This window comes from Mycobacterium sp., assembly GCF_004298145.1.
Taxonomy (GTDB): domain Bacteria; phylum Actinomycetota; class Actinomycetes; order Mycobacteriales; family Mycobacteriaceae; genus Mycobacterium.
Genome location: NZ_SCRH01000047.1, coordinates 91,376 through 117,872 on the forward strand (window position 1 = coordinate 91,376; position 26,497 = coordinate 117,872).

A 26,497-nucleotide genomic window follows, 5' to 3' on the forward strand; every position below is an offset into this window, starting at 1 on the left:
AACCGTGTACGGTCGTGGTCATGCTTAGTGAGAGACAGGGTCGATGAACGCGGGCACACCGGATGCGGACCTGCTGTCGTGGATCGGCACCGACCTGCAGGCGTTGCCCCGCAGTGAAGGTGGTGTCGGATTGTGCGGAGCGTGCATGCCGAATTCGCGGTGCCGTCTCGGTCTAGTCGAGGAACGGCTCGACGAGGATGACGTTCTCGTTTCGGACTTGGTATGTCCATCCGGTCACGAGGGCGGGCCGGGGGTAGCTCATGGCGGATGGACGGCCAGCGTCATGGACGAGGTGCTCGGGCACGTTCCGCTCAACCACAATCAGCTCAGTGTGACCGCGACGATCACCGTCGACTTCCGCAAACCCGTACCCATTGAGCGTCCACTGCGGGCCCGCGCATGGATCGACAAGATCGAGGGCAAAAAATGGTATATCTCAGGGGAACTGGTGTTGCTGCCGGGCAACGGTGTGCTGGCCACAGCGACGGGTCTTTGGATCGCTCGCGACGCCTCGCACTTCGCGCGCCATCGTGCATGGCTGGCTGAGCAGGACGCGGCCGCGGGAACTGTTGCGGACTAGTGCCGGCGTTCGAATCGATGGCACGGGCACGCAATTTGTCCTCGGAGGGGACCTGTTCTAGATCCCCAAGCGCTCGAGCAGGCGTTCGTGGGACAGCGCCGGTCCGCCGAACAGCAGGCTGGCGCTCTGCGCGCGACGAACGAGTGAAGCGACTGATTCGTGCAAGTCGAGAATCTCGGCGACTATACCCGTCGCCCGCACCGCTGCCGCCGAGCAGGCGATGTGCGCTGTTGCCGATGCCGCCGGCGATGGGTTGGACACCGCGTGACGCCACGATGCGTACGCTGCCGCGTGGGCCATTGCGACGTCAGCGGCGCGAGGATCGGCATCGCCGTGACCATCGTGCAGCGTGATAATGGCGGCCTCGATGAGGCCGACCTGCTCGGCGGCCAACGCGGTGGTAGCGCGGTCGATGAGTTGCGACATCAAGCGGCCACCCCCGCCCTCGATGCCTAGAAGAGTCGCGGGCGTGTCGCTGAACGTCGCGCCGAACAGCGGGCGAGACGAATCGGTGACGTCGTGCGGGGCTATCACCAATCCGGCGCTGCCAGCGTCGACGGCGAACAGCGACGGTCCGGCCACCGATCGCCCGATCACGAGCACAACACCTGCGGCATCGGCGGCGGGTACGTAGTTCTTCTCGCCAGTGAGGCGCCATCCGTTGTCGGTCGGCTGCGCACGGGTACGGACCAGAGCGGGATCCCACGATCCAGTCTGTTCAGCGGCGGCCAGGGTGCCGACGACGTCGCCGGAGAGCAGACGCTGGCCCAACCGCGCAGCCTCCTCGCAGCGTGTTACCGCATCGAGGGCCTGCCAGGCCAGACCCAGGCTGGCGAACAACGGAGAGTCGACGACGCCGCGACCGATGGCGCGCATCGCGTCCCCCAGGCCCGCCGCCCCACGGTTGCGCACCAGGCCGGTCCAGTCGGCTGCCGGCACGTACTCGATAGCACGGATTCGACTATCGAAGTAAGCGGTCGTATCGCCCACCGCTCGTTGTGCGGCCTCGTGCGCGCGTTTGGCGAATCGGGTTGTGTCCAACGCCATGTCGAGGTAGCGAGCACGCAGCGGGTTACCGGTGTCGGCGATGAGTTTAGGGCCTAAGACGTCGGCAACGAAAGCGGAGCCGGCGCCGTAGGCTTGTGCCTGCACTGCGTCGGATAGCGAAGCGGGAATGTCGTCGTCTGCCGCGATCTGGCGGGCCGAGTCAAGGTCGACCAGCAAGGCGGCGAGATCCCGCCGGAGCGCCCGGTCGTCCCAGGTCCAGGTGGACCGCATCAGTGCCGTCAACGCGTCGGCGCTGAGCACTGTGTCGAGTTCTGCGACGTCGTAGGTATGCGGGGTCGTGTCCGACATCGGAACCCTTTCGTCGTCAACGTTTTGGCGTTGTCTGCGGCATTCAACGTTACAGTGTATAGTCGACTGCATTGTCGTATGAGGGCAGTAGCACCCGCCGCCCACGGGGACACGTGGTTGGACCTGAAAGGAGTGGCGCGGCATGACCGAAACCATCAGTTCGCCGACGGATCAGCCGATCGGAGTGCCGGAGAAAATCTGGGCGCACTCCGGTGACTCACACGCGATGGAGCCCGAGGACCTTTGGACGTCGCGGCTGCCTAAACACCTTGCCGACCGTGCGCCAAGGTCTGAGCGCGGTGAGAAGTACGAGATCACCTACGTAGACGGCAAACGGCTGGACCGGCAGCTGAACGACTTCATGGATGCGATGCGCCCGCCGGGCTTCAAAGACCTCGACATCCGACTGCAGGATCTCGAGCAGGAGGGCGTGCGGTGCCAGCTCGCCTTCCCCTCGTCGGGGTTCTGGTCGGCGAACATCGATGATCCTGAGTTGTCCAAGGCCGTCGCGCACGCGTGGAATGAATGGTCTCGGGACGACTTCATGGGCCGCCAGAACCGGATCTTCACTCCGGCCATTGTCCCGCTGGTGGACGTCGCCGATACGGTCGCGGAGCTGGAATGGGCGGCGGAGAACGGCTTCCAGTCGATCTTCCTGCCCTGCGGAATGCCCGCCGACCGGGAATGGGGCCTCGAGCGCTGGAATCCGTTGTGGGACGCGGCCGCTGCCAACGGCATGGTGCTCGCCTACCACATCGGCACCGGCGGAGCGACCGTCGTCTACCGCGGGCCCGGCGGCGCGGTCGTGAACTACATGGAGACGACGTATCCGGGGATGAGGGTGGTGTCACATCTCGTGGCGAGCGGGGCGCTCGACCGCAATCCGTCCCTGAAGGTGCTTGTCGCCGAGGGCGGCGCGGGATGGGTGCCGGCCATCGGAGACCGGATGGATGAGGCCTACCGCCAGCACGGCATGTTCGTGCGTCCGCGACTCGACCGCCTCCCGAGCGAAATCGTTCGGGCCCAGGTGTACACGTCATTCCAGCACGACATCAGCGCCGTCCAGGTCATCGAGGACACCGGCTACTACAACGTGATGTGGGGCGACGACTATCCGCATCTCGAGGGCACCTACGGCCACACTCAGGAGACTCTGCATCAGATTTTCGACACCGTAGATCCGCGGATCAAGGATCGCGTGTTGCGCGGGACGTTCGAGGAGCTGTTCGAAGTACCGCCGACCGAAGAGCTGAGCCAGAAGACGAGTTAGCGTAGTCACGCGCCGAGCCGTCGACGCGAGCCTGGCTGCCCGGTTTCGCCGTCTTACTGGCGGCAAGTTCGCTTACCGGTAATGAACGAAAATCATTCGGGCGGAAGGTGAACGAACTCCAGCTGTATGCCGTCGGGGTCGACGAAATCGAACATCGAACCTGACCCAATTGGCACGCGCCGCAGTCGTAATCGGCCACGGTGGTATCGCCGAGCTTTGGGCCGACCCCAACTCGGTGCATCCGCTCGCTCATCACGTCACCAATGTGGTTGTCTACGAGGATGCTTGGGGTGCGGTTCGGGTGAGGTCGAAGGTGCTGGGGCTACGCAATGATGGCAGCGTCGGCAGCGTCACGTATGACGACGTGGTGGAGCGTCGCGACGAGGGCTGGCGCATGATCAAGCGTGTCGCCGTACTTCGTCGGCCGGGCACAATACCGGCCGCAAGCTGAGATCACGAAGGATGCAGTCCCACGGGTCGGTCCAATCCCTACTATTTTTCCGTTAAATACTTATACTATATAGGCATGGGCCGCCCGGATTGCGTCAAGCTTGCGACGTTACTGAATCGCGGGCATGCACGACGAAGGATGCGGCAGAAGCCGATTGGAGAACGGTGACCGATAATCCGATGATTGAGCAGCGGATCCAGCGCATTGAAGACACATTGGCGATACAGCAGTTGCCGATTCGCTACGCAATGGCAATCGACGAACGGGATATTGACACCTGGGTTGACTTGTTCGTGCCCGACGTGCAGGTCGGCAGGGAAAGCGTCGGCCGCGACGCACTGCGCGGTGCGATCGTCTCTATGACCCGAGCGTTCTACCGCTCCATGCATCAGATCGTTGGCCACCGAATCGAACTCACCGACAGCGATCGGGCGGTGGGTAACGTCTACTGCCGTGCCGAGCACGAAGTGGGCGAGCGCTGGGTCGTGATGGCCATCCGCTACGACGACGAGTACCGAAAGCTGGACGGCAGGTGGTACTTCCAGCGACGGCGGGAGCGGCACTGGTATGCGGCCGACCAACTGGAACGACCGCAGCAGGTTGCGTTCTCGAGCTGGGACATGGCTGGCCCGCCGAACCTGCCGCGATCTTCCACCTGGTCTGACTTCTGGTCGGATGTCGACGCTGCACAGGTTACCTCGGCCCCCGTTCAAATCGGCACGAAGGAGTGATGGTGAAGGATCTGTTGGAAGGCAAGGTCGCCGTCGTCACCGGCGCGGCATCGGGGATCGGTCGTGAGTGTGCCAAAGCTTTGGCGCGATGCGGTGCTGCGGTCGCGGTCTCGGATCTCGACTTCAAGGGGGCGCAGGCGGTGGCCGAGGAGATCGGCGCCGACGGCGGCGATGCGCTTCCCGTTGCGGTCGATATCGGCGATGACGCGCAGGTGAAATCGATGATCGAGCAGACCGTTGGGCGCTTCGGCCGACTCGACATCATCCACAACAACGCGGCGGCCACACAGCTTGCCAGCACTCGAGATGTGAACGTGGCCGACGCGGATCCCGCTGTCTGGGAGCAGACGCTGCGCATCAATGTCATGGGCACCATGCTCGCTACCAAGTTTGCACTTCCGCACTTGATCGCAGCTGGTGCGGGGAGCATCATCAACACGTCTTCGGGGGCGGGGCTGGCCGGCGACATCGGCCACACCGCATACGGGGTGTCGAAAGCAGGCATCAACGCCCTTACTCAATACACCGCAGCGCAATACGGCAAGGCCGGAGTGCGGTGCAACGCCGTCGCTCCGGGATTGATCGTCACCCCGGCCACAGAGGACACCTTTGCCGGTCCCATGGGCGAATTCATGTTGAAGCACCATTTGACGCCGCGGCTCGGCCGTCCCGCCGACATAGCCGCGTTGGTGGTTTTCCTGGCCTCGGACCATTCCGCCTTCATCACGGGGCAGGTTCTCAGCGTTGATGGCGGGCTCAACACGCACCAACCGCAGTTGGCCGACGTGCGGCAGTTCCTTGACGCCTGAGGTTTATTCGCCGACGCACGCTACGCAACGATTTGATGAATCATGATCAGAAATCTCTGGTGTCCGTGACTATGCGTGAATCGATCACCCGCACATCGTCTCTCAACGTCGGTCTCTATTTCGATCTGCGTAATCCGCCCCAGTGGGCGCAGGATCCCGCCAGGCTGTACGGGTTCACACTCGAGATGTGCGAGGAGGCCGAACATCTCGGCGCATCGTCGGCGTGGTTTTCTGAGCACCATCTCTTCGAGGACGGCTACCTCACCAGCCCGCTGACGTACGCTGCCGCCGTCGCGGCACGGACCAGTCGGTTGAGGTTGGGCACGGCGATCGTGATTGCGCCGCTTCACAAACCAGCGGAGATCGCCGAACAGAGCGTCGTGGTCGACATCCTGTCCAACGGTCGGCTCGATCTCGGCCTCGGAGCCGGGTACCGGGTGCCCGAGTTCGAATTGTTCGACGCAACGTTGAAGGCTCGTTACCGACAGACCGACGAGACCGCGCGTCGCCTGCGCGAGTTGTGGAGCCCAGGGGGTGTTCGTCCTGGCCCCATCCAGAAGTCCATCCCGATCTGGATGGGCTATCAAGGTCCACAGGGAGCGCGCCGGGCGGGCCTGCTCGGCGAGCGGCTGTTGTCGGCGGATGCCGCCCTCTGGGCGCCCTACGCTGAAGGCCTGGCGGAAGGGGGTTACTCGGACTCGGATGGCGTCATGGCAGGTGGAATCCAGTGCTGGACATCGGAGGACCCCGACCGCGACTGGCTGGTGGTGAGTAAACACCTTGCGCATCAGTTGAACTCCTACCGGCGGCACATGGTCGAAGGAACGGACACGCCGACACCAAAGCCGGTCGACGTGGACCGGATGATCGAGGACGGTCGGAGTGGTCCGCTGGGTTCGTTCATATACGGAACACCTGAGCAGGTGGCCGAACGGATTCGTGCTTACACCGCTGGAGCTCCGGTGCACGAGGTGTTCCTATGGGCCTCCATCGGGGGCATGCCCGAGGATCACGTCGCACGTAACGTCCAGACGATCTGCAACCGTTTGGCGCCCTTGCTCAGGACCGACGGACATCGCTCGAATCAGTCCGAGCCGACTTAGATCTGACCGGCCTAATGACTGACGCCATAGAGCATGTAGTAGGTCAGTTGATCGACGATCTCCTGGCGCGATGGGCGTTTCCCCTCGGCGAAGAAGAGTTCGGCGTGTTCGATCGACGACAGGACCAACCCGAATGTCAATCGGACCGTCGTGACCGGATCACGGGTCGGCAGACCGTATTCCGCCGTGCCGTCCCTGACGGTCTCCGCGAGTCGGGCGAACATCGCCTGCAATCGCGCCGCTGCCGCGGGGTGATGGGCTTGGGCACTCAGGAGGGCGACCACGAGTTGACGATTGTCGTCGAAGAATCCGTACAACAGCTCGATGTATCCGCGGCCCAGCTCGAACATCGAGTCCCCGCTCAATCCGTGGCGAGCCCAACGGTTTACCCATGCGTCAACGAACGATTCAAACGGCGCCAGAACCGCTTCGTCGAACAGTCCCGACTTGCTGCCGAAATGGCGGAACAACAAGACTTCGCCCACTTGCGCGCGTTCACTGATCTGCTTGGTAGTCGCACCCGCATAGCCGAGTTCGGCGAAGACGTCGCGCGCGGCAGCCAGCAGGCGTGCGCGCACCTCGTCGCCGGAACGCCTCGTGCGCGTTGGGCGTCCCGCTCCGGTCGTGGTCATACGAGCTCCTCACCGCCGCGTCGTCGAAAGGTGACGTTGCCACATAACCCTGGACCCTCTGGACATTGACATTGAAATCCGGCGGCTTTATACAGTGAATACTATCTAACTGCATACTATGGGACGGCTACGGCTTCGTAGCCTAAGCGACAGGATCCGACAATGAGCGACAGTGCGGCTGCCGGGACGGACGTGGTGGGCCGACACGGCGTCGCCGCGGACGTGCCACATGGCGGTCGCGCCTACGTGGCCGGCGTCGACGGATTCACAGTGACCAGCGAGACCGTGGGACAAGCGCTTATGCGGCTGGCCGACGAGGCCGCCGAGCGCCCCGCGGTAATGTGGACGACCGATCGTGGCGCCGCAGAGCTCACGTGGCTGGAACTGTGTGACCGGGCCCGCCGTGGTGCGGCGATTCTTTTCGAGTTGAACCCCCGCCGCGAGCGCGTGGCCATCGCGGCGTTGAACTCGGTGGAGTGGATCGTAGCGATGTTCGCGTGCGCCTTCGCCGGTATGCCGATTGTCCCGATCAGCGCGTCGGGTTCGGATGACGAGACACGGCATCAACTCGACCACGCTCGGGTGGGCGTGGTCTTGGCGGCGAGATCGGCCGGGAATTACCGCGTGCTCGACAGGATGAACGCGCTGGCCGCTTCTCTGGAACGACCGCTCGTCGTGCGTGACATTGCCGACCTCGGTTCAACCGTGCTGGCGAGCCCGACGGCAGTGTCGCCTACCGATGAGCTTCTGGTGCAGTTCACCTCTGGCACAACGGGTCGGCCCAAGGCGGCCAGCTTGTCCCACCGTGCGGCGCTCAGCTGCGGTGCGGTCTTCATGCGGGCCGTCGGTTGTTCAGAGGGCGATCGGTTTCTCAACCCCCTGCCGCTGCACCACGTTGGCGGGTCGGTGACGGGCCTGATTGCGGTGCTGGCCATCGGGGGCGCCTACATCCTGGTGGAACGGTTTAGCCCGCAAGCGGTGCTGGATGCTCTGCGCCAGACTCGACCCTCCATAGCGGGGTTGGTGCCGACGATGATGATCGACCTGCTTGCGTTGCCTGACGTTACCCCGGCCGATTTCGCAAGTCTGCGTACGGTCATTGGCGGCGCGGCCGCGGTCGACCCCGCGCTGATAGCGCAGATGGAGCACCGTCTGGGCATCACCATGATCGGGTCTTACGGACAGAGTGAGGCACCCGCGATGACCGCCTCGTCACGTGAGGACTCGCCGACGGTGCGCACCCAGACGCTAGGGCGCTGTCTTGCCGGTCGAGATTTCGCCATACGCGACCGTGCCGGCGCGATCACGGCGCTGGGCGAGATCGGCGAGCTATGCGTACGAGGGCCGTTGACGATGTCGGGATACTTGCGGCCCGAGGGCGGCGTCGACCCCGCGGTCGACGCGGAGGGCTGGCGACCTACCGGTGATCTGTGCTCGATGGATCACAACGGGGTGATCAGCTTTCACGGACGCATTCGCGAGGTGGTGATCCGTGGCGGTCTTAACGTGTACCCCGCGGAGGTTGAGCAGGCGATCTCGACACACGAATCCGTCTCGGAGGTAGCGGTTTTCGGGATTGCCGACAAGCGGCTGGGCGAGCGGGTGGTGGCCGCGGTGATTCCAACCGGAGGTGGCGCGGTGGATGTGGATCAATTGACAGCGCTTGCCGCGGAGAGGCTCAGTTCCTACAAGCGGCCGGCCGAGTGGCTTGTGGTCACGTCGCTACCTCGCACGAGCACGGGCAAAGTGCGCAAGCACCTGCTGCGCGAGTGGTACGAAAACGGGACTCTGGAGGCCAACTGCGCAGCCACGCCAGCCGGCTGAGTTCATCTGGCAGATCGCGCCTTCGCCCCGGCTACCGCCTCGCGATGCTCGCCGGAGTGCATGCTGCGCAGTTCCGCTTGCACCGCCGACTCGAACGCCCGGTCGAGCTGATAGTCGAGGTAGCCGTTGAGTGCGCGCTTTGTATCCTGCAGCGCCGCAGGCGGAACAGCTGCCAGGCGCTCCGCTAGCGCGATGGCTTCGGTCAGCAGGTCAACGGCGGTCACCACGCGCGACGCGATTCCCACCTGCACGGCGCGTTCGGCGGGGATGCGTTCGCCGAGGAACAGGTACTCCTTGGCGCGGCCGAGCCCCACAAGAGCGGGAAGGGCTAGGCCGCCGTCGCCGGGAACGAGGCCCATCCGCAGATGCGGGTCGGCGAGGAAGCTGCCTTCGGCCAGTAAAACGATGTCGGAGAGCACCGCCAGGCTGCAGCCCAGTCCGACCGCGGGTCCGTTGACCGCCGCGATGACCGGAACCGGGCAACGCACCATCCCGGTGATGATTGCCCGCGTTTCAGAGATTGTTTGCGAGCGCATCTCCGCGTCGTCAATGTTCTCCTGCATGTAATCGAAATCGCCGCCGGCGCTGAAGCATTCGCCGGCACCGGTGAGCACGACGGCGCGGACATCGTCGTCGTCAGCGAGGTCTTGCCAGAGTCGCGCCAGCGATTGATGCATGACCCGGTTTATCCCGTTACGGTGCTCGGGCCGGTTAAGCGTGACGATCCGGAGGTGACCGACCGCGGTCACCATGACCTCGGGTGCGAGGCCATACAGGTTCTTATCTGGCACGGTTGAACTCCTATCGCCTGGATGTCGCCTCGCCGGGGGGCACTTCGACAGCGATCCCGTCATCACCCGGGCATCCGCCAGCTAAACGTGTACAGCGTAAAGTAGCATCGTTCTTCGATTCCGATGAAAGCAGTGTCGATGACCCTTCGCGTGGAGCTGATCAAACCCGTTCCCGTTGATCGCCGCCGACACCCCGAAGAAACGCCGGCGGGACCATGAGCGGCTCCAAGCCGGATGACCGCCGCATCGGCTTGCTGCTGCAACGGTGCCGCCTGGAGGTGGACAACGGAACTTTGCCGTCCGCACAGGTTGCCGTCTACGTGGCGGGCAAGCAGTACGCTTTCGAAACCTTCGGTGCGGCTGCGTCTTCGACGCGTTACGTGCTGCAGTCAGCGGGTCGGACCGTGGTCGCTGGGGTGGTCTGGAAGCTCATCTCGGAGGTACTTCTCGATGTCAGCCGCACTGTTGCGTCCTACATACCCGAGTTCGGAACCAACGGCAAGGACGTGGTGACCGTCGAGCAAGTGCTTACCCATGTGGCAGGGTTTCCGCTTGCCCCACTGGGCTATCCGCAGATGCTGCGCCGCGAAGAACGACTCGAGGCATTCTCCCGGTGGCGCCTGACTTCCGCACCCGGCGAGGTCCTGCAGTTTCATCTGACCTCTGCGGCGTGGGTGATCGCAGAACTATGCGAGCGGGTGACCGGAGTGCCCATCGCTACCTATCTTCGCGATGTGTTGACAGGCCCACTGGGCTTGAACAGCATCGAGATCGGGCCGCCGGTGCGCGACCAGCACAATGTGGCACCCTTCGTCCAGATCGATAGATCTGACAGCAATACCCGTAACCCCTGGGGGCCTTGGTATCTGGCAGATCCGCAGATCCTCGCGGCGGCTGAGCCGAGCCACTCCATAGTGGCGACGGCTGCCGACCTGGCGGGCTGGTATCAGGCATTGATGTATTCGCCGCTCTGGCGTCGCGAGATGGTAGACGATGCCCTACGCATACGCATCACCTTGCCGGTGACCGGCGAACGTGGCGGAACCCCCAGTGTGCCCGGAAATCTCGGTCTTTTCGTCGTGGTCGTCGGTGACGACGGACTGTCGCGAGGTTTTCTGCCGACCGCCACGGGACCGCGCACCTTTGGCCACGGGGGAGCGCCTTGTCAGATCGGCTTCGCGGATCCGGACACTGGGCTGTCATTCGCGTTCCTTACCAACGGCTACCCGGCCTCCGGCTACGAACAGAGCCGTGTGGGCTTGAATCGCATCATCAATATCGCCAATCTAGCGGCCGACCTCTTCGACTGACAATCCGGTGGAGTCACATATGTCATCAACGTTCCGGCAAGACAACTCATTTAGAACCCTCGGCGAAGCCGACCGATGATGCCCCAGCCGGCGCATGCGGTGTTCGATCGTCCCGCCGCGGCGATCGCGCGCATCACCATAAATCGCCCGAATCGACTGGGGGCGTACACCCCGCGTATGTGCGCGGAGATTCTCGAATCTGTGGAGAATGTCCGGCGCGACGACACGATCCGGGTGTTGATTCTCACCGGCTCGGGACGCGGCTTTTGCACCGGCGGTGATGTGTCTCCCGATGGCGGCTTCGATGAGGTGCTTGCCCAGCAGAATGGCCGGGCCCGCGAGTTGCGCGAGGACTCACACGCGGTCGTCAAGGCCCTCTATCACCTCGACAAACCGGTGATTTGCGCGATCAACGGGATCGCGGTCAACGGTGGCTTGGCATTCGCGCTGGCATCCGACATCCGGCTCGTCGCGCGAAGCGCCCGGCTCGGCGATACGACCGGCCGTGTCGGTCTTCTCCCCGACGAGGGCGGTGCATGGCTCTTCCCGCGAACGATGGGATACGACAAGGCATTTCGCATGGTCGCGCTGTCCGAGATGTACACCGCCGAGGAGGCGGCCGCGCTCGGATTGGCAACCGCGGTCGTCGACGACGACGACCTGGACACCCGCACGCTGGAGCTGGCCGAGAAGCTGGCCGCCGGCGCACCGCTGGCGTTGCGGACCGTGAAGTTCATGATGCGTCGCGCCCTGGACGGCACCCTGGATTCGGCGCTCGGGGACGCGCAGCAGGCCGTTTTATGGTTGGGTGCCAGCGCCGATGCGCACGAAGGTAAGAGCGCTTTCCTCGAACGACGGCCGCCGCGTTTCACGGGCCGCTGACATGACCACGTCGACCGCCGTGATTGACGGACGTACGGTACTGGACCGCTTTCGTAATGCCGTATCGACGATGCCCACGCGTCCGGCGGTCATCTACTTCGGCACCGTGCTGAGCTTGGCCGACCTCAACCGCGCCAGCGACGAGCTGGCCGCCTGCCTGCATGCGCAAGGGTTGGCCCGAGGTGACCGCCTGGCGTTGTACCTGCAAAACATGCCGCAATATCTGATAGGTCTGCTCGCGGCCTGGAAGCTGGGCGGGATCGGTGTACCGGTCAACCCCATGCTGAAAGCCAACGAGGTCGGGAAAATCCTCGACGACGCCACCCCACGAATTCTCATCGCGCTCGACGAACTCTGCACTGGCGCGTTGCGGCAGATGTTGGCGCGCAGCAGTGTTCGTCAAGTCATTACGACCAGCGCTCTGGACTGGGCCGGCGATACCGATGCCCGGGTGCTTCCCGCTGAGCGTGCTGCCGTCCCTGACGGCGCCGTCGATCTCATCGATCTCCTCGACCGGCACGCCGGCGAAGTGCCACAGGCCTTTTCGCCGGAGCCCGACGACGTCGCGGTCATCACCTACACCTCGGGCACGACCGGCGTGCCCAAGGGCGCGATGAACACCCACCGAAACGTCGCCGTTGGTGGAGCCGCCTACTGCGACTGGTTCAGCCTGAGCAGCGCCGATATCGTTCTCGCGGTAGCTCCGTTGTTCCATGTGACCGGCTTGACCGGGCACATCGCCTGTGCGCTCAGCGCACCGGCGCCTCTTATCCTGTGCTACCGATTTCACCCCGACATGATCGTGCAGGTCATTCGACGGCACCGGCCGACGTTCACCGTCGCCGCGATAACCGCGTTGATCGCGCTCGTCGACAGCGACGCCACCCGCGACGATCTCGCGAGCCTGACCAAGATCGCCTCCGGTGGTGCGCCGGTTGCGATCGGTGTGGTCGAAAGATTCGAACATCGGTTTGGCGCCTACATCCGCAACGTCTACGGCATGACCGAGACGACATCGCCGGTGCTGGCGGTGCCCCCGGCCGGTCGTGCCCCCGTCGAGAAGCGCACGGGCGCACTGTCGGTGGGTGTCCCGGTGCTGTCGGCGCGTGTGGCGGTGCTCGACGACGAAGGGGCGCAGATCGGACCGGGCCAGATCGGCGAACTGGCCGTCGACGGCCCACAGATCGTGCCCGGGTACTGGCGTAATGCCGAAGCCGGCGCCGAGGCCCGGACCGGCAACTGGTTCAGGACAGGCGATGTCGGCTACGTCGACGATGGTGGCTGGTATTACCTGGTGGACCGCAAGAAGGATGTGATCATCGCCAGCGGCTTCAAGGTATGGCCGCGCGAGGTCGAGGATGTTCTGTACTCGCACGCTGCAGTGCTAGAGGCCGGTGTCGTCGGGCGACCCGATCCGTACCGTGGCGAGTCGGTGGTGGCGTATGTCTCTGTGCGCGAAGGGTTTACCATTGAGCCCGGCGAACTCGTGCAGTTCTGCCGGGACCGGCTTGCCGCATACAAGTACCCGCGCGAAATCGAAATCGTCGACGCGATTCCCAAAACCGTGACGGGCAAAATCTTGCGCCGTAACCTGCGCGAGACCGCCGCGGGCGGCTAGATACAGAGCTCCACGACTTCGGCGTCAGCATCGAAGGTGCGGCGGATCCACTCGCGCAGGGTCTCATTATCGTAGCCAGGCAAAGCTTTTCCTCCATCTGCAACAGCGGGCGACGGATCCGCCGCGTTCGGCGGCCCTAGTGTCAAAGCCAGTTCCCCGCGATGAAGTCAGTGCAACCTTAGTGTGTGGTTTGGTGCGGCATGAATTAAAGAAATGCCGGGTGTCCGGCGACGGTTCGAGTTTTAACGACGGTAGATGGGCTCGTCGCGGCGCCCGGCCGCGCTGTGCACCCCGACGGCTGAGGCGGTCACCTTGCCGTCGTGACGAATCTCCGCGCAGGTCAAGAACAGATCGCCGGTCTGCCCGGCGGTGTGAGCCCACAGCTCGAGTGGTTGCCCTATCGGCGTGCGCCGGCGGTAGGTGGTTGTCAGAGTCTGGGTGTATCCGACGCCGCCGGCGGCCAGCACCGCAAGGTTCGCGAGTTCGTCGAGCAGGGCCGCGATAACGCCCCCGTGAGCGCAGCCGATCGGGCCCGCATGAACGGGTGTCAAGGTGACTGTGCCTCGGACTTGGTTTTGCTCACACCATACTTCACTGTTTCCGGCGGTGGGATTCAGTTCGCCCAAAATTGGGCTGTAGGGCACGGTTTTGCGCAAATCCGCGGCATCCCAGACCAGCGTCCCGTCCCCGGGTGGAGCCAGCTGCTCTACCGCGTAGGGCCCATGCCAGGCATGCTCGTCCAGCGCGGACTGCGCCTGCTTGAGCAGCACGCGCACCTCGCTGAGCACCTCGGGCGGGGGCGCCGCGGCAATTCGAGCGGCGACCGCCAGCTTGTGGACTTCGCGTACCAGGGCCGCCATGTCGTCTGTCATCCGAGCATGTCCTCGGTAATCCCGTAGCGCGGTAAGGCGCCGACCGCCCACGGCTCCATCACCCCGTACCCCCGCTCGTCGCCGCAGGTGCATTCGACCGGGATCTCTTCGCAGCCGTACAGCTCGTCCAAGACTTTCTTTTCGCGTAGGTCCAGACACTCGCCGCCGACGTCGAGCGGACCGCGGTATCCGCCTTGCCACCAGCCGCGGAAGCCGAAGTACCCTCCGCCGCGGAAGTAGTAGACAAGATCGCGCCATTCGCAGCGGATTTCGCGCTTGGTTCCGTCTTCCAGACCGACCTGTGCCTGAAGTGATCGCGCGCGGCGTGAATTCGGCCAGAAGTCAAATTCGAGGTCCAGCGCGGTGATTCTGAGCCGGGGCCGGGAATCTTCTGCGAAAACAACGAACCCCTCCGACGATCCAGTGCTCGACTGCACCGGGCGCCCACCGGGTCCCTGGGTGAAAGTGGACGACAGCGCCCACGTCCCGAAATTGAAGTTGAGGTAACCGTGCAGTACGCCGTGTGGCTGAGCGGGGGATGGTCGCAGGCCCGATTCCGCAGCGGCGGTGGGATCACTGAACCAGAACGCTCCCGGATGGGGAACACCCGTCATCGCCCGAATGCCCCAAGATCGGTCCTTATAGGCATAACTGCGTTCGGGGTCGAGACGATAGGTGCGGCCTTCGACGGTGACTTCGCCGCCGGCCCGGCCGGGTTGGAAGTATCGGATGGTGTGATTGCCGGTGATGCCCCGGTCTCGCCGCACGCCCGGCCTGCCGACGATCGGCGAGAAATCGCTTTCGAAGGTCACATCGAAACTGATGTCAAGCTCGTTGGCGGCCAGCGTAACTCGATTCTTGCTCGGCGGTGTCACCACCTCCCAGGCCACCGGACCGACGACGGTGCGATCGATGTCGGGGCGCAGCTCGCGCGATGCGCGGACGTTCCACTGTCGCCCCGGTACCGCGACGCCGGCAAAAGCGTCCATCACATCGCGGTTGGTGTACTTGCCGATACCGACGGCGATGAGAACTTCGCCGGACGTGTCGTAGGCGACGATGTAACCCTTTTCGGTCCAGTTGCGGTCTGTGGTGGTCACCTGCTCGAAGCTGGCAACCGCTTGATGGTGGAGATATTCGTCCGCCGCGGTCAACACGACATCTGTCATGGTTTTCCTTTCTAATCAACGAAGCAGCTCGGCAAGCCGCCGCGTTGCGACGTTGTCGCACAGGTAGTTCGGTGGGAATTGCAGTTGGGGAGGGCTCAGCTGCACGGTGAGCGCCAACATGGCGGCCATCCGCAACCCCTGCACAGCGCGGTGGAACTGCAAATCGGTGATCGGCGCGTCGGTGCGGCGCGCGTAGTGCGCGATGGTTTCGCCGGGGTCTGGCAGACCCGTCAGTCGCTGAACGCCGTTGAGTTCCGCCACCACCTCGTCCACGAGCAGAAAGTAGGCGAGGTCACCTTCCGGTGGCCCGATGTGGGCCAATTCCCAGTCCAGCACCGCCGCGACGCGGCCGTTGCGGTAGATGATGTTGCCGGGCCGCGCGTCTCCCCAGCACAACGAGACACGCAAACCGGATGGTATGCGAGACCTCAGTAGCCGCAGCGCCTCGTCCAGGATGGGTACCTGCACGCCGACGCGGTTCAGTTGTGACTCAATGACATCCAGTATTCGGCGGACCGACGCCTCGCCGGTCAGGTGATGGTCCAGTTGCGCCGGGAGCGCCAGCTCGTCGGGCCGCAGCAGGTGCAGGTCCGCCATCACGTCCACGGCGGCGAACCACATCGCCCGGCGGCGGTCGAGGGTCGCCTCGAAAAACAGGCCGTGCCCGTGGAATCCAGGACGGAATCCGGAAGCGACCTTCCCATCGACACGACGCATCAGATAACCGGGTACGCCGAGGACTTCCGGATCATCGATGTACCAGATGACTTCCGGTACCGGCACCGCAGTACCGTTCAACGCGGCCATCACGTCGTACTGGAGGCGAAGGTCGTAATCGGGAAACAGGCCGCCCTCGGCGGTCTGTGCCCGCAACACCAGCTCGATGCGCCTGGTGCCGCCGGGCCCTTCCCAGGTGAGATCGGTGAACGCTGTGACGTTGGAGAAGCCCGAACTGGCCGGAACAAATGGGGACAACGCGACCGACCTCGCGTCGGGCAATACTCGCGAGATCCACTTCACCAGGCGGTCGCGCCGCTGCTCGAGCAGCTCGACGTCAGAGTCGTCAGTCACGCGCGGTGCCCGTCACCAAGGTCGCAGTCATGTCGAATTGAGTCTGAGGTCGTGTGCCTACGCTGACAAGAACCGAGCCACTGGTACCACTCGCAGTGGTAGGAAAACAACATGGCGAGCACGACATCCGAATCCGATCAGCGACGTCATGAACTGGCTGATTTCCTGCGGTCGCGCCGCTCCCAGGTGCGACCAGAGCAGGTCGGCCTTCCCGCGGACGTGGGCCGGCGCCGGGTGAGGGGTTTGCGCCGGGAGGAGGTCGCGCACCTATCGCGCGTGAGCTACAGCTGGTACACGCGTCTCGAGCAAGGGCACGACGTTCACGCCACAGCCGACGTCATCGACAGCATCGCGGTGGCGTTGCAACTGAGCGAAGGCGAACATCGTCACCTGCGTCGGCTGGCAGGCTTGTCGCTGGGGCAACGCAACGAAAATGCGCTCGCCGTCGACGACCCCATCGGCAAGCTGCTGGAGCGCGTGTTGCCGGCGCCCGCTTATGTCGTTGATTCTCGTTTCGAATACCTCGCGTGGAACGACGCGTTGGCCGCGGTGTTCTGTGATATCGGTGCATTGCCGCGGACCCGCAGAAACGTGCTGTGGGCGACGTTTGCAGTGCCCGGTGTGCGACGATCGCTGGTCAATTGGGAAGAGCACGCGCGTCAGGTGGTCGGTCAGTTCCGGGCGGAGGCAGCGGCGCATCCCGAGGATCAGCGGTTCGCCACCATGGCCGCCGAGCTGAACGCCGCGAGTGAGGAGTTCCGGCGTTGGTGGGTGGCGCACGAGGTCGTCCTGGCCGCAGCCGGCCAACAGTCCTTCCGCCATGCGGGCGTGGGATTGCTTTCGACCGATCTGATTCAGCTGCGGCTGATCGATCGCCCGTCATTGAAGGTCGTCGTCCACCAGCCGTCGACGGACGAGGACGAGCGTAAGCTCGAAGCGCTTCGTGGGGACGCTCATTGGGGTGCGGCTGTCAATCGTGATGCGTTGCAGCCGTAGGCCTGCATTCGCGTCGAACTTGCTTACGCTTTCGCCGCAGCGTGTCAGTGAGATGCACTGCTGCACTTTGCCATCCCTCGGAAGCAATCAGGACTGCGCCTTCAGGTGCGAAGCCGGATCCTGACTCGGTATTGGATTACCCATGGTGGACTCATTGGCTCTGGAAGCTGCGCCGCCGGCGGGAGTTCAAAATACCTAAAAATAATTTAGCGATTTACTGTGCCGCTGACACGTTCTTACGCTGTAACGTGACGTCAACAACTGTGCCTGCAGCGAGGAGTTCAGCGTGAGCACGTTAACCACATCCGGGCCTGTCCGGGCCGAGCTCGTGGTCGAAGTTTCGGATAGCTGCGAGGTACCCGGTGCACTGAGCGTCGCTGCCACCGTCTTCCTTCCTCCGGCAGAAGCGCTTGCCGACGGTGCGACCGTCCTCTACGCGCTGCCCGGGGGCGGCTACAGCCGCGGCTACTACGACATGCACTTCCCCGGTCACGCTGACTATTCGCAAGCCGAGCATCACACAGCGCGCGGTCTGGTGCTCGTCGCGATCGACCATCTCGGAGTGGGACAAAGCACGCCACAAGTCTGCGACAAGGTTCGGGTCGAGGATATCGCTGCGGCTAACCACGCTGCAGTACAGGCAATCTCGAACGCCCTCGAAGAGGGCAACGTCGCGCCAGGGTACCCGCCGGTGCGTATCGCCCGTCGTGTCGGGGTCGGGCAGTCGATGGGCGGGGCCGTAACGCTCATCATGGCCGCCGCGCATCGCACCTACGATGCGATCGCAATTCTGGGTTTCAGCGGCATTCATACGGTGCTTCCCTTCCCGGACGAGATCGAGTCCAGTGACGTTGCCGCACGGGCTGGTGTCCACAGCAGGCAGGAAGACGTCGCCGAGCAGTCCGTTGCCGAAACCGCCAAGTTGATTCCAGGATTCTTGTATCCGTTCTTTTGGTCCGACGTACCCGCGGACATTGTGCAAGCCGACATCGGCGGAAGATATCCATTCCGTGAGAAGGCCCCTGCCTTTGGCAGCGCGACGGTGCCCAGCTGCGCTGTTGCGATGTTGTCAGCCGGCTACGTGGCAGCCGAAGCCGCCGCGGTTCAGTGCCCCGTGTTCATCGGCCTCGGTGAGCGCGACACCGCGGCAAAGCCTTTGATGGAACCGTCGGCATACGAAAAGTCCACAGACATAACCCTTTTCATCTGTGAACAGATGGCGCACATGCACAACTTCGCCTCTTCGCGACGCAAGCTGTGGGACCGTTTGACCGGATGGTGCCAGGCACTGCCGTGAACTCGTGGATCGTTGCGCTGTCGCATTGTTCTCGCGGCCGGAAGTGCGTCGCGACTATTGACAGTTCGGCGCGACCCGCCTATACAGTGATTACTTACTAGTGGGTGGCCCGCACCAAAGATGCGTACCTTCTAGCCATGGAGGGTGCGGCCTGTCGTCTGGGCATTTTGCGCGTGCGATTAGCAGCGCCAGACCGATGGGGCACCGCCCTCGGACGGAGGGACAAACTATGACGGACATCGAATCAAGAATGGCGTCACGTTTCGACCACCACGATCCTGAATTAGCCAGAGACGGTGTGCCCCAGAAGGTTTACCGGCATCTACGCGAAAAGTGCCCATTCACTTGGTCTGATGCCTACGAGGGTTTCTGGGTTGCCTCGACGTATGCCGACATCGAGGACGTGATCCGTGACCCGGACACCTTTGCATCGGCGGGTGGCATCTTGATCCCTGATCCCTCTAATCAGATGTCGCCGGAAGACCAGCAGGAGCGGATCGAGATGCGAAGAGGCGTCATCGGACCTCCCGTGTCGTATGACCCTCCGGTGCACACACCGATCCGCCGCAAGCTCGAGCCGCTCTTCTCTCCTGCGGTGGTACGCGAGCGTGAGGACTACATCCGGTCTGTGGCAGATGAATGGATCGATTCGTTCATGGCCGATGGACAGTGCGACCTAATTACACAGTTCTGCGCGCCCGTGCCCACGATCGTCGTTCTGAATTGGTTAGGCCTGCACGATGAGGACTGGAAGGTTTGGTCGGATGCCGTGCTCGATCAGTTCAGCCGCCCCGGACAGTATGGTCCGGACATCTCGGCGGTCGATCTCGGGAAGTTGTTGGCGATCCTGCACGATCGCCGCGACCACCCCGGCGACGATGTCGTCACGGCGATCACCCAGATCCGCGTTGATGGCGAACCGCTCCATGATCTCGAGATGGTCTCCCTACTCGCTCAGCTGGTGTTCGCGGGCCTAGACACCACCACCAATGCGACCGCCAGCACCTTCGTGGAGTTGTACCGTCGCCCCGAGCTGCGCGAGGAGCTCGCCAACACCCCGAACCACGATCGACTGTGGGCCAGTGCAATCGAAGAATTTCTGCGCTACACCTGTCCCATCCAGGGCTTCAAACGGACGGCGCGCAACAAGTCCTCGGTGGCCGGACGAGCGATCGAAGCCGGCCAGCGCGTGTACATGATCTGGGCCTCGGCGAATTTCGACGAGCGTGAGTTCGATCGTCCGGACCTCGTCGACATCCGCCGTACCACGAATCGGCATATGACATTCGGCCGCGGGATCCACCGATGCCTCGGTTCGCACCTGGCTCGTCTGGAAATGAAGGTGATGGTGCAACAAGTCTTGCGGCGCCTCGGGGATTACACCGTGGACGAGTCCAAGCTCCGGCTTCACCACGATGTCGGGATCGCCTACGGATACGAGTCTTTGCCTATCGAGTTCAATCCGGGGGGCGGTAAGCGGAGCGGCGCCGGCGACGTCCCGACATCGGTTTCGGCGAGCTAGGGCGCTTCAGTGCAACGCAATCGGATGAGATCGGAGTGTAGACATGGGCTTGCTTGACGGGCGGGTGGCATTCGTTACCGGCGCGGCGCGCGGGATGGGGCGCAACCACGCGGTTCGGCTGGCACGCGAAGGGGCTTCGGTCATCGCGGTCGACGTCGCGGCGCCGGTGTCAACGCACAACGGGTATCCGGCGGCCACGGAAACGGATCTGAAAGAGACTGCCCGGCTCCTCGAAGCCGTAGGGCGCCCGCACTTGGTCGAGGTGGCCGACGTTCGTGACTCCGCGGCGCTGAACAATATCCTGGCCGATGGCGTGGCCCGGTTTGGTCAACGCCTCGACGTCGTCGTGGCGAACGCCGGAATCAATAATTGGGGCCGGTTTTGGGAGATGCCCGACGATCAGTGGCAGACCATGATCGACGTCAACCTCACGGGCGTCTGGCGCACGATGAAAGCTGCCGTGCCGCACATGCTCTCGGCTGGTAACGGCGGCTCCATCATTACCATCAGCTCGGTGGCGGGGCTCAAGGCGTTGCCCAGCCAGTCCCACTACACGGCCGCCAAACACGGTGTGACCGGTCTGACGAAGGCCGCCGCGATCGAGTTGGGGGAGTACAACATTCGGGTGAATTCGATTCACCCGTGGGGTGTCTCCACCGCGATGGCAGAGGATCCATTTATCGAGAAGACCCTCACCGCCCACCCGAACTACCTCATGTCGTTCGGAAGTGTGTTACCCGCTGTGCTCACTGCCGACTCGGACGATATCTCCGATGCCGTAGTCTATTTGGCATCCGACCTGTCGCGTGCGGTCACCGGTACTCAGCTGACCGTCGACATGGGCGCGACGAAAGTCTGAGGAAACAGACGTGGCGGACTTCTTTTCAGTGATCAACGCCCAGCGTGCGTGCCGGCGCTTCGATCCGGACGCCAAGGTGGCCGATGCAGACGTGGAGCGGATGCTCGACGCGGCGGTGCATGCACCCAGCGCGGAGAACACCCAGCCCTGGCGCTTCGTGGTGGTGCGGAATGAACAGGCGCGAATTGATCTGGCCGCTTGGTGGACCGAGACGTGGCAGGCGGGCGGCTCGCAATATGCGCGCCAGGTAGCCACGGACGCGATGTTCGCCGACCTTGAGTTTGCCGTCGGGCCTCAAGGTTTCGCCGCTGCGCCGGTCGTTGTCGTGGTGTGCCTGGATACCGAGAAGGTCCTGGAGGTTTTCGCCCAGTCATCCATCTATCCCGCGGTGCAGAACCTGTTGCTGGCGGCCAATGCCCTGGGGTACGGATCGTGTCTGACCACCGGCTTGACGCTGTTCGGGGTGGAACGGGTTCGTGAGCGGCTGGGCCTGCCCGAAACGATCACGCCGATGGCGGCGGTCTATATCGGCAAACCCGCCATCGCGCTCAAGCCGCCGCGGCGACGGCCGGCACAGGAAGTGACCTACCGTGAGCGCTTCGGCGCCCCCTGGTGAATGGGGATCGATGACCGTTCGCGTGCCGCGGCACCCCAGTGACATCACCGCTGCTTGGATGTCGGAGGTGTTGGGGGCAGAGGTCGCCCAGGTGACGATCACCGAGACCATCGGCGGCACCGCAACCAAAATCCTGCTGCGCATCGACTACGCCGGCCCCACCGATCTGCCGACGACGATGTGCCTGAAGGCCGGCATGGGCGAGCACGCGCCGTTCATGGCCCAAGTCGGGATCTACGCCACCGAAGCGCTGTTTTTCCGTGACGAGGTCAAGCGCAGCAACGTTCATGCACCGCAAGCTTACTGGGCCGACATCGACGACGAACTGTTCGGTGCAGTTCTGATCGAGGACTTGAGCCGCCCGTCGGTCCGCTTCTGTTCAGGCCGTTTCCCGTTGAGCGCCGACGAAGCGGCTTCGGTGCTGGACAATGTGGCATTACTGCACGCTGGATGCTGGAACAGCCCGTGGCTGGAAACCGCCGACTGGCTGGAGCACTTCGCGAGTCCCAACAGCAAAGGACGCGCGTACTTTTCGATGCTTGGACTCGATGTGGTCCAACAGTTCATCGACAACCGTGCGGACATGCTTCCGGCCGAACTGAACCGAGCGCAACGATGCATCGACCTCTTCTGGGGTTTCGTCGCGACTTCGGAAAAGGGGCCGCAAACGCTGTTGCACGGGGATCTACACGTCGGCAATGTGTACTTCGACGGTGCGCAAGCGGCGATGTGCGACTGGCAGGTTCTAGGCCGCGGATCACCCGCCTTCGACCTGGCTTATTTCATCGGCTCGGCGCTGACGATCGAAGAACGACGAGCGGCCGAGCGTGAATTGTTGCGCCACTACCTCAACGCCCTTGGCGCCGCGGGCGTTGCCGACGTACCCGGTGAGGACGAGCTATGGCTGCTGTACCGCGCCCACATGGCCTACGGATTGATGGCATGGCTGACCAACCCCGAGGCGTTTCAGGCGGGCGACATCATCGCCCAGGTCATCCCGAGATTCGCAACTGCCGTAGTCGATCTCGATACCGCGCAGGCCGTCGGTCTGACGCAATGACCGCCCTGCGCCCCTACGACCCGATTGGGAGAAACCTATGAGCGCACCCATCGACACCCTTTGTTCATATAGAGAAGAGCTTGTACTACGGCATATCGACGCCGAAAACCGCAACGACGCTGATACGGCACTTGCAACTTTCACCCGACCCAAGTACGACCTCACAGCGGTCGAAGGTCCGGTGATCGAGGGGAAAGGGCCCGTTCACGATCTCATCGCATCGTTCGGCACCTCGCTGCCATCGATCAACTACGTCGCGCGTCACATTCACCACGCCGACCACGCCGTGATCGTCGAATATCAGATCACCGGACGGCATGACGGCGAATACAACGGGATTGAGCCCACGGGTTCCGTTGTCGACTATCCCGCGATCGCGGTATACGAGTTCGATGGGCCGGATCTGGTCTGTGAACGGATGTACGTCAACCTGCGTGGCCTCGAAGCGCAGCTTCGAGGTATGGGTGGGCAGACAACCGCCTAATCGGTTCCTGGAGACTGACCGGAGCAGGAATACCACGCATGAGGGGGGCGTTGGCCGATCTCGAGCTGCTTGACGGTAAATTATTTAAACGATAACGTACTGATCAGTGCCTTCTCGCGGGAAGTTAGGTATGCCTGCGGAAATGGGCCTCGCGCCAGTCGAGGTGCGCACCGTTGACCCATCATTTCGGACGAAAGTGTCTCAAGTTGAGCGCCAGCAAGCAGCAGCCTGTCGCCGAAGGACTATTCACCTGGCCTTCTGACGAACCTCAGCTCATCGGATCCGAGCGCGACGGGCGGTATTCATTTCCCGCACGGCCCAACGAGAATCAGGTCCTGCTGAAGCGGCGCGGTACCTTGTGGGGCTTCACCACTCAGCAGTTCCGGCCGCCCTCGCCGCCCTACGACGGCGACGACACGGCCGAGACGTTCGAACCTTACGCGCTCGGTTACGTCGAATTGCCTGGGCAATTGATGGTGCAGGCGCGATTCACCGAGTCCAGCTCCGACAAGTTGACGATCGGTCAGCAGATGGAACTCAGGGTTGTCCCTTACACCGTCCGTCCGGACGGTACCGAGATCCTTACCTTCGCATTCGCGCCAGTGGAAGGGAATTAATGATGACCGGCGTTGCGATTGTTGGTGTCGGCCTACATCCTTTCGGGCGCTACGGGGACAAGCTTTGTCTACAGATGGGTGCCGAGGCCGCACAGGCGGCGCTCGCCGACGCCGGCACCGAGTGGTCGCGCATCCAGGCCGCCTACGTCGGTAGCTACGAGGTATCCAATCCCGATGCCGTCGTGGGATGGCTCGGATTGACGGGCATACCGGTGCGCGGTGTGTTCAACGGCTGCGCGACCGGTGGCACATCACTTCAAATGGCGGCGCAGGCAATTCGCCATGGCGAGGCTGATGTCGCGATGGCGATCGGGATGGACAAGCATCCGCGTGGTGCTTTCGCCGCCGACCCCTCCGTGGTCGGACTGCCGAGCTGGTACGGCCAGACGGGGATGTTTCTCACTACCCACTTCTTTGGCACAAAGATCAACCGCTACATGCACGAGTACGGAGTGACCACCGGGACACTGGCGCGTGTCGCCGCCAAGAATCTCGCCAATGGCGCAATCAATCCGCAAGCGTGGCGGCGAAAGGCGATTTCGGTCGAGGAAATCCTGCACTCCGATGTGGTGAACTACCCGCTGACTCGTTACATGTACTGCAACCCCGACGAAGGAGCGGCCGCACTGGTCTTGTGCCGCGCCGACCTGGCTGAACGGTTCACCTCCAAGCCGGTCTACGTGCGGGCGGCGGAATTGCGCACTCGTCGTGACGGGGCATTCGAGGTGCAAAGTCCATCATTGCCGTTGCAGAGTTCTCCCAGTCCGACCGCCGATGCGTCGCGGGCGGCCTACGAGATCGCCGGTATCGGCCCTGAGGACGTTGACGTCGCTCAGCTGCAGGACACTGACGCCGGATCGGAGGTAATCCACATGGCCGAGAACGGGTTCTGCGCCGACGGCGAACAGGAGAAGTGGATTGCCGACGGCGACACCGAGATCGGTGGCCGGTTACCGGTCAACACCGACGGCGGGCTGATTGCGAACGGCGAGCCGATTGGGGCATCCGGCCTGCGCCAGGTCTACGAGATCGTCCTCCAGTTGCAGGGTCGTGCCGGCAAACGCCAGGTTTCCAACGATCCCCGCGTCGGCTATACCCACCTATACGGTGCACCGGGCGCCTCGGCGGTGTCGATTTTGTCACGCTAAGGCCCACCGACGGTTGTCTAGCTGCCAGTAAGTGCTGCCGTTCACGTGACCGGTGCATCAACGATCATGCCTTGACGTTAAATTATTTAACCGATAAATTGCCTGATAGAAGTGCTGCATGTGGACGCGTTTCAGTGCGGCCGCATCACATACGTGGCGGAAATCTCACGGGTGAGGCAGGGGAGATATGGAAACCGCATCACGATTCGACGCCCGGCTGGCCCCGGTTACCCAACGTGTCAAGAGCATGGCGACGCCGCAAACCTTCTTCAGTGACAAAGCCGGAAACGTTCGTGCCGAACGCGCCGACGGTGTGGTCACTCTGTACCGGCACGAGGACATCATCAAGATCAACCGTCATCCCGCGATACTCGGCACCGGCGGCAGGGGTGGGACTTTCGGCAACGACAACCCGCTGATTCCACTCGAGATTGACGGCGAGGAGCACAAGAAATGGCGGCGCCTACTCGACCCGTTGTTCGCTCCGAAACAGATCGCCTTCCTCGAATCATCGGTGCGGGATCGCGCGTGCGCGCTCATCGATGCATTCATCGATCAAGGTAAGGTCGAACTGACCGAGGCATTCTGTGTCCCACTTCCCTGCCTGACGTTCCTCAACTTGGTCGGCGCGCCGGTCGAAGACCTCGATTTCTTCCTCGAGTTCAAGAACAACGTCGTCCATCCCAAGGGTGACACCATCGAAGAGATGGACGCCAACATGACCATCGCCGGCGCGAAGCTGCTGGAATACTTCGTGGACTTCATCGCCGAGCGCCGCCAAGATGCCGAGCCCAAGGGCGACCTGATTGCAGTCCTGATGGAGTCGGAAGTCGACGGATCACCACTGACCGATCAGGAACTGCTGAACATCATGTTCCTGCTGATGTTCGCAGGTCTGGACACTGTCACGGCGTCGTTATCGTGCGTCTTCGCCTGGCTTGGCCAGCATCCCGGCGAGCGTGACCGGTTGGTCGCTGACCCGTTGCTGATCCCCACGGCCGTGGAAGAGATCATGCGCTACGAGTCGCCAGTTCCCTCCGGACAGCGTTATGCGGAGGAAGACATCGACCTCGGTGACGGCCTGGTAGTCGAAGCAGGCGAAGCAATTCACGCCATCTGGGCCGCGGCCAATGTCGATCCCACAGCGTACGACGATCCGCTCACCGTCAATTTCGACCGCGGACGGACAAGTCATATCGTGTTCGCCAGTGGCACACACCGGTGCCTCGGCTCTCATCTTGCACGAATGGAATTGCGCATCGCCACCGAGGAATTGCTCACGCGCATTCCCGACTTCCATGTCACGCCTGGGGAGGAGCTCTTGTACGACAACGTCTCAGTCCGCACGGTCACCCGCCTTCCTATTTCCTTTGCAGCGCAATCAGTTTCATCCGGCACTTAACCTCCGGCACGACGCATAAGGAGAGAA

26 protein-coding genes are annotated in these 26,497 nt (G+C 63.1%); 20 read left to right on the plus strand and 6 right to left on the minus strand.

What is annotated here, in order from left to right:
- Nucleotides 1-43: 43 nt before the first annotated feature.
- Nucleotides 44-580, plus strand: coding sequence for a PaaI family thioesterase (locus tag EPN51_RS20200; RefSeq protein WP_293046002.1), 537 nt, complete (start codon nt 44-46; stop codon nt 578-580).
- A gap of 57 nt (nt 581-637) precedes the next feature.
- Here EPN51_RS20200 and EPN51_RS20205 read toward each other — a convergent pair whose 3' ends face one another.
- Nucleotides 638-1,936 (minus strand): hypothetical protein, encoded by a 1,299-nt coding sequence (locus tag EPN51_RS20205; protein ID WP_293046005.1) that lies wholly within the window; start codon nt 1,934-1,936, stop codon nt 638-640.
- Nucleotides 1,937-2,078: 142 nt separating this feature from the next.
- On the opposite strand from EPN51_RS20205, the gene EPN51_RS20210 reads away from it, so the two are divergent.
- The 5 genes from EPN51_RS20210 to EPN51_RS20230 all read left to right on the plus strand — a co-directional run bounded on the left by EPN51_RS20210 (nt 2,079) and on the right by EPN51_RS20230 (nt 6,300).
- Nucleotides 2,079-3,206, plus strand: coding sequence for an amidohydrolase family protein (locus EPN51_RS20210; protein ID WP_293046008.1), 1,128 nt, complete (start codon nt 2,079-2,081; stop codon nt 3,204-3,206).
- A gap of 169 nt (nt 3,207-3,375) precedes the next feature.
- The gene (locus EPN51_RS20215; protein ID WP_293046011.1) at nt 3,376-3,657 is read left to right on the plus strand and encodes an aromatic-ring-hydroxylating dioxygenase subunit beta; all 282 of its coding nucleotides are present in this window, start codon (nt 3,376-3,378) and stop codon (nt 3,655-3,657) included.
- A 164-nt stretch (nt 3,658-3,821) separates the two neighbouring features.
- Nucleotides 3,822-4,388, plus strand: coding sequence for a nuclear transport factor 2 family protein (locus EPN51_RS20220; RefSeq protein WP_293046014.1), 567 nt, complete (start codon nt 3,822-3,824; stop codon nt 4,386-4,388).
- A 2-nt stretch (nt 4,389-4,390) separates the two neighbouring features.
- Nucleotides 4,391-5,197, plus strand: coding sequence for an SDR family oxidoreductase (locus EPN51_RS20225; protein ID WP_293046017.1), 807 nt, complete (start codon nt 4,391-4,393; stop codon nt 5,195-5,197).
- A gap of 59 nt (nt 5,198-5,256) precedes the next feature.
- Entirely contained in the window at nt 5,257-6,300 is a 1,044-nt protein-coding gene (locus EPN51_RS20230) for an LLM class flavin-dependent oxidoreductase (RefSeq protein WP_293046020.1), read from the plus strand.
- Nucleotides 6,301-6,311: 11 nt separating this feature from the next.
- Here the strand turns inward: EPN51_RS20230 and EPN51_RS20235 are convergent, their stop codons facing one another.
- Nucleotides 6,312-6,932, minus strand: coding sequence for a TetR/AcrR family transcriptional regulator (locus EPN51_RS20235; protein WP_293046022.1), 621 nt, complete (start codon nt 6,930-6,932; stop codon nt 6,312-6,314).
- A gap of 162 nt (nt 6,933-7,094) precedes the next feature.
- On the opposite strand from EPN51_RS20235, the gene EPN51_RS20240 reads away from it, so the two are divergent.
- The gene (locus EPN51_RS20240; RefSeq protein WP_293046025.1) at nt 7,095-8,756 is read left to right on the plus strand and encodes a class I adenylate-forming enzyme family protein; all 1,662 of its coding nucleotides are present in this window, start codon (nt 7,095-7,097) and stop codon (nt 8,754-8,756) included.
- Nucleotides 8,757-8,758: 2 nt separating this feature from the next.
- On the opposite strand, the gene EPN51_RS20245 is transcribed toward EPN51_RS20240, so the two are convergent.
- The gene (locus EPN51_RS20245; RefSeq protein ID WP_293046365.1) at nt 8,759-9,532 is read right to left on the minus strand and encodes an enoyl-CoA hydratase/isomerase family protein; all 774 of its coding nucleotides are present in this window, start codon (nt 9,530-9,532) and stop codon (nt 8,759-8,761) included.
- Nucleotides 9,533-9,762: 230 nt separating this feature from the next.
- Between EPN51_RS20245 and EPN51_RS20250 the strand changes: the two genes are divergently transcribed.
- The 3 genes from EPN51_RS20250 (at nt 9,763) to EPN51_RS20260 (ending at nt 13,357) form a co-directional block, all read left to right on the plus strand.
- Nucleotides 9,763-10,857: a serine hydrolase domain-containing protein gene (locus tag EPN51_RS20250; protein ID WP_293046028.1), complete on the plus strand. Its 1,095-nt coding sequence runs from the start codon at nt 9,763-9,765 to the stop codon at nt 10,855-10,857.
- 78 nt (nt 10,858-10,935) lie between these two features.
- A complete protein-coding gene (locus EPN51_RS20255; protein ID WP_293046030.1) occupies nt 10,936-11,739 on the plus strand; it encodes an enoyl-CoA hydratase-related protein in 804 nt (267 codons plus the stop codon).
- A gap of 1 nt (nt 11,740) precedes the next feature.
- On the plus strand, nt 11,741-13,357 hold the full coding sequence (locus EPN51_RS20260; protein ID WP_293046032.1) for an AMP-binding protein: 1,617 nt from the start codon (nt 11,741-11,743) through the stop codon (nt 13,355-13,357).
- A gap of 242 nt (nt 13,358-13,599) precedes the next feature.
- Here the strand turns inward: EPN51_RS20260 and EPN51_RS20265 are convergent, their stop codons facing one another.
- From EPN51_RS20265 to EPN51_RS20275, 3 genes are read right to left on the minus strand one after another with little or no spacing between them, the layout of a single operon-like run.
- The gene (locus EPN51_RS20265) at nt 13,600-14,229 is read right to left on the minus strand and encodes a hotdog domain-containing protein (protein ID WP_293046035.1); all 630 of its coding nucleotides are present in this window, start codon (nt 14,227-14,229) and stop codon (nt 13,600-13,602) included.
- The gene (locus tag EPN51_RS20270; protein ID WP_293046038.1) at nt 14,226-15,398 is read right to left on the minus strand and encodes a hypothetical protein; all 1,173 of its coding nucleotides are present in this window, start codon (nt 15,396-15,398) and stop codon (nt 14,226-14,228) included. Before EPN51_RS20270 ends, EPN51_RS20265 begins: the two co-directional genes overlap by 4 nt.
- A gap of 15 nt (nt 15,399-15,413) precedes the next feature.
- Nucleotides 15,414-16,469: a phosphotransferase family protein gene (locus tag EPN51_RS20275; protein ID WP_293046041.1), complete on the minus strand. Its 1,056-nt coding sequence runs from the start codon at nt 16,467-16,469 to the stop codon at nt 15,414-15,416.
- A 111-nt stretch (nt 16,470-16,580) separates the two neighbouring features.
- On the opposite strand from EPN51_RS20275, the gene EPN51_RS20280 reads away from it, so the two are divergent.
- From EPN51_RS20280 to EPN51_RS20325, 10 genes are all read left to right on the plus strand, one after another.
- Nucleotides 16,581-17,465 carry a helix-turn-helix transcriptional regulator gene (locus tag EPN51_RS20280; RefSeq protein ID WP_293046043.1) on the plus strand — a complete coding sequence of 295 codons (885 nt, stop codon included), beginning with the start codon at nt 16,581-16,583 and terminating at the stop codon, nt 17,463-17,465.
- A gap of 286 nt (nt 17,466-17,751) precedes the next feature.
- The gene (locus EPN51_RS20285; protein WP_293046045.1) at nt 17,752-18,762 is read left to right on the plus strand and encodes an alpha/beta fold hydrolase; all 1,011 of its coding nucleotides are present in this window, start codon (nt 17,752-17,754) and stop codon (nt 18,760-18,762) included.
- 229 nt (nt 18,763-18,991) lie between these two features.
- Nucleotides 18,992-20,284, plus strand: coding sequence for a cytochrome P450 (locus tag EPN51_RS20290; protein WP_293046048.1), 1,293 nt, complete (start codon nt 18,992-18,994; stop codon nt 20,282-20,284).
- 43 nt (nt 20,285-20,327) lie between these two features.
- On the plus strand, nt 20,328-21,143 hold the full coding sequence (locus tag EPN51_RS20295; protein ID WP_293046051.1) for a mycofactocin-coupled SDR family oxidoreductase: 816 nt from the start codon (nt 20,328-20,330) through the stop codon (nt 21,141-21,143).
- A gap of 10 nt (nt 21,144-21,153) precedes the next feature.
- On the plus strand, nt 21,154-21,759 hold the full coding sequence (locus EPN51_RS20300) for a nitroreductase family protein (protein WP_293046054.1): 606 nt from the start codon (nt 21,154-21,156) through the stop codon (nt 21,757-21,759).
- A 10-nt stretch (nt 21,760-21,769) separates the two neighbouring features.
- Nucleotides 21,770-22,819: a phosphotransferase gene (locus EPN51_RS20305; RefSeq protein WP_293046057.1), complete on the plus strand. Its 1,050-nt coding sequence runs from the start codon at nt 21,770-21,772 to the stop codon at nt 22,817-22,819.
- A gap of 37 nt (nt 22,820-22,856) precedes the next feature.
- Nucleotides 22,857-23,303: a nuclear transport factor 2 family protein gene (locus tag EPN51_RS20310; RefSeq protein WP_293046060.1), complete on the plus strand. Its 447-nt coding sequence runs from the start codon at nt 22,857-22,859 to the stop codon at nt 23,301-23,303.
- A gap of 206 nt (nt 23,304-23,509) precedes the next feature.
- Nucleotides 23,510-23,920: an OB-fold domain-containing protein gene (locus tag EPN51_RS20315; RefSeq protein ID WP_293046063.1), complete on the plus strand. Its 411-nt coding sequence runs from the start codon at nt 23,510-23,512 to the stop codon at nt 23,918-23,920.
- A gap of 2 nt (nt 23,921-23,922) precedes the next feature.
- The gene (locus EPN51_RS20320; protein ID WP_293046066.1) at nt 23,923-25,068 is read left to right on the plus strand and encodes a thiolase family protein; all 1,146 of its coding nucleotides are present in this window, start codon (nt 23,923-23,925) and stop codon (nt 25,066-25,068) included.
- Between the two features lie 247 nt (nt 25,069-25,315).
- A complete protein-coding gene (locus EPN51_RS20325; protein WP_293046069.1) occupies nt 25,316-26,470 on the plus strand; it encodes a cytochrome P450 in 1,155 nt (384 codons plus the stop codon).
- Nucleotides 26,471-26,497 lie beyond the last annotated feature (27 nt).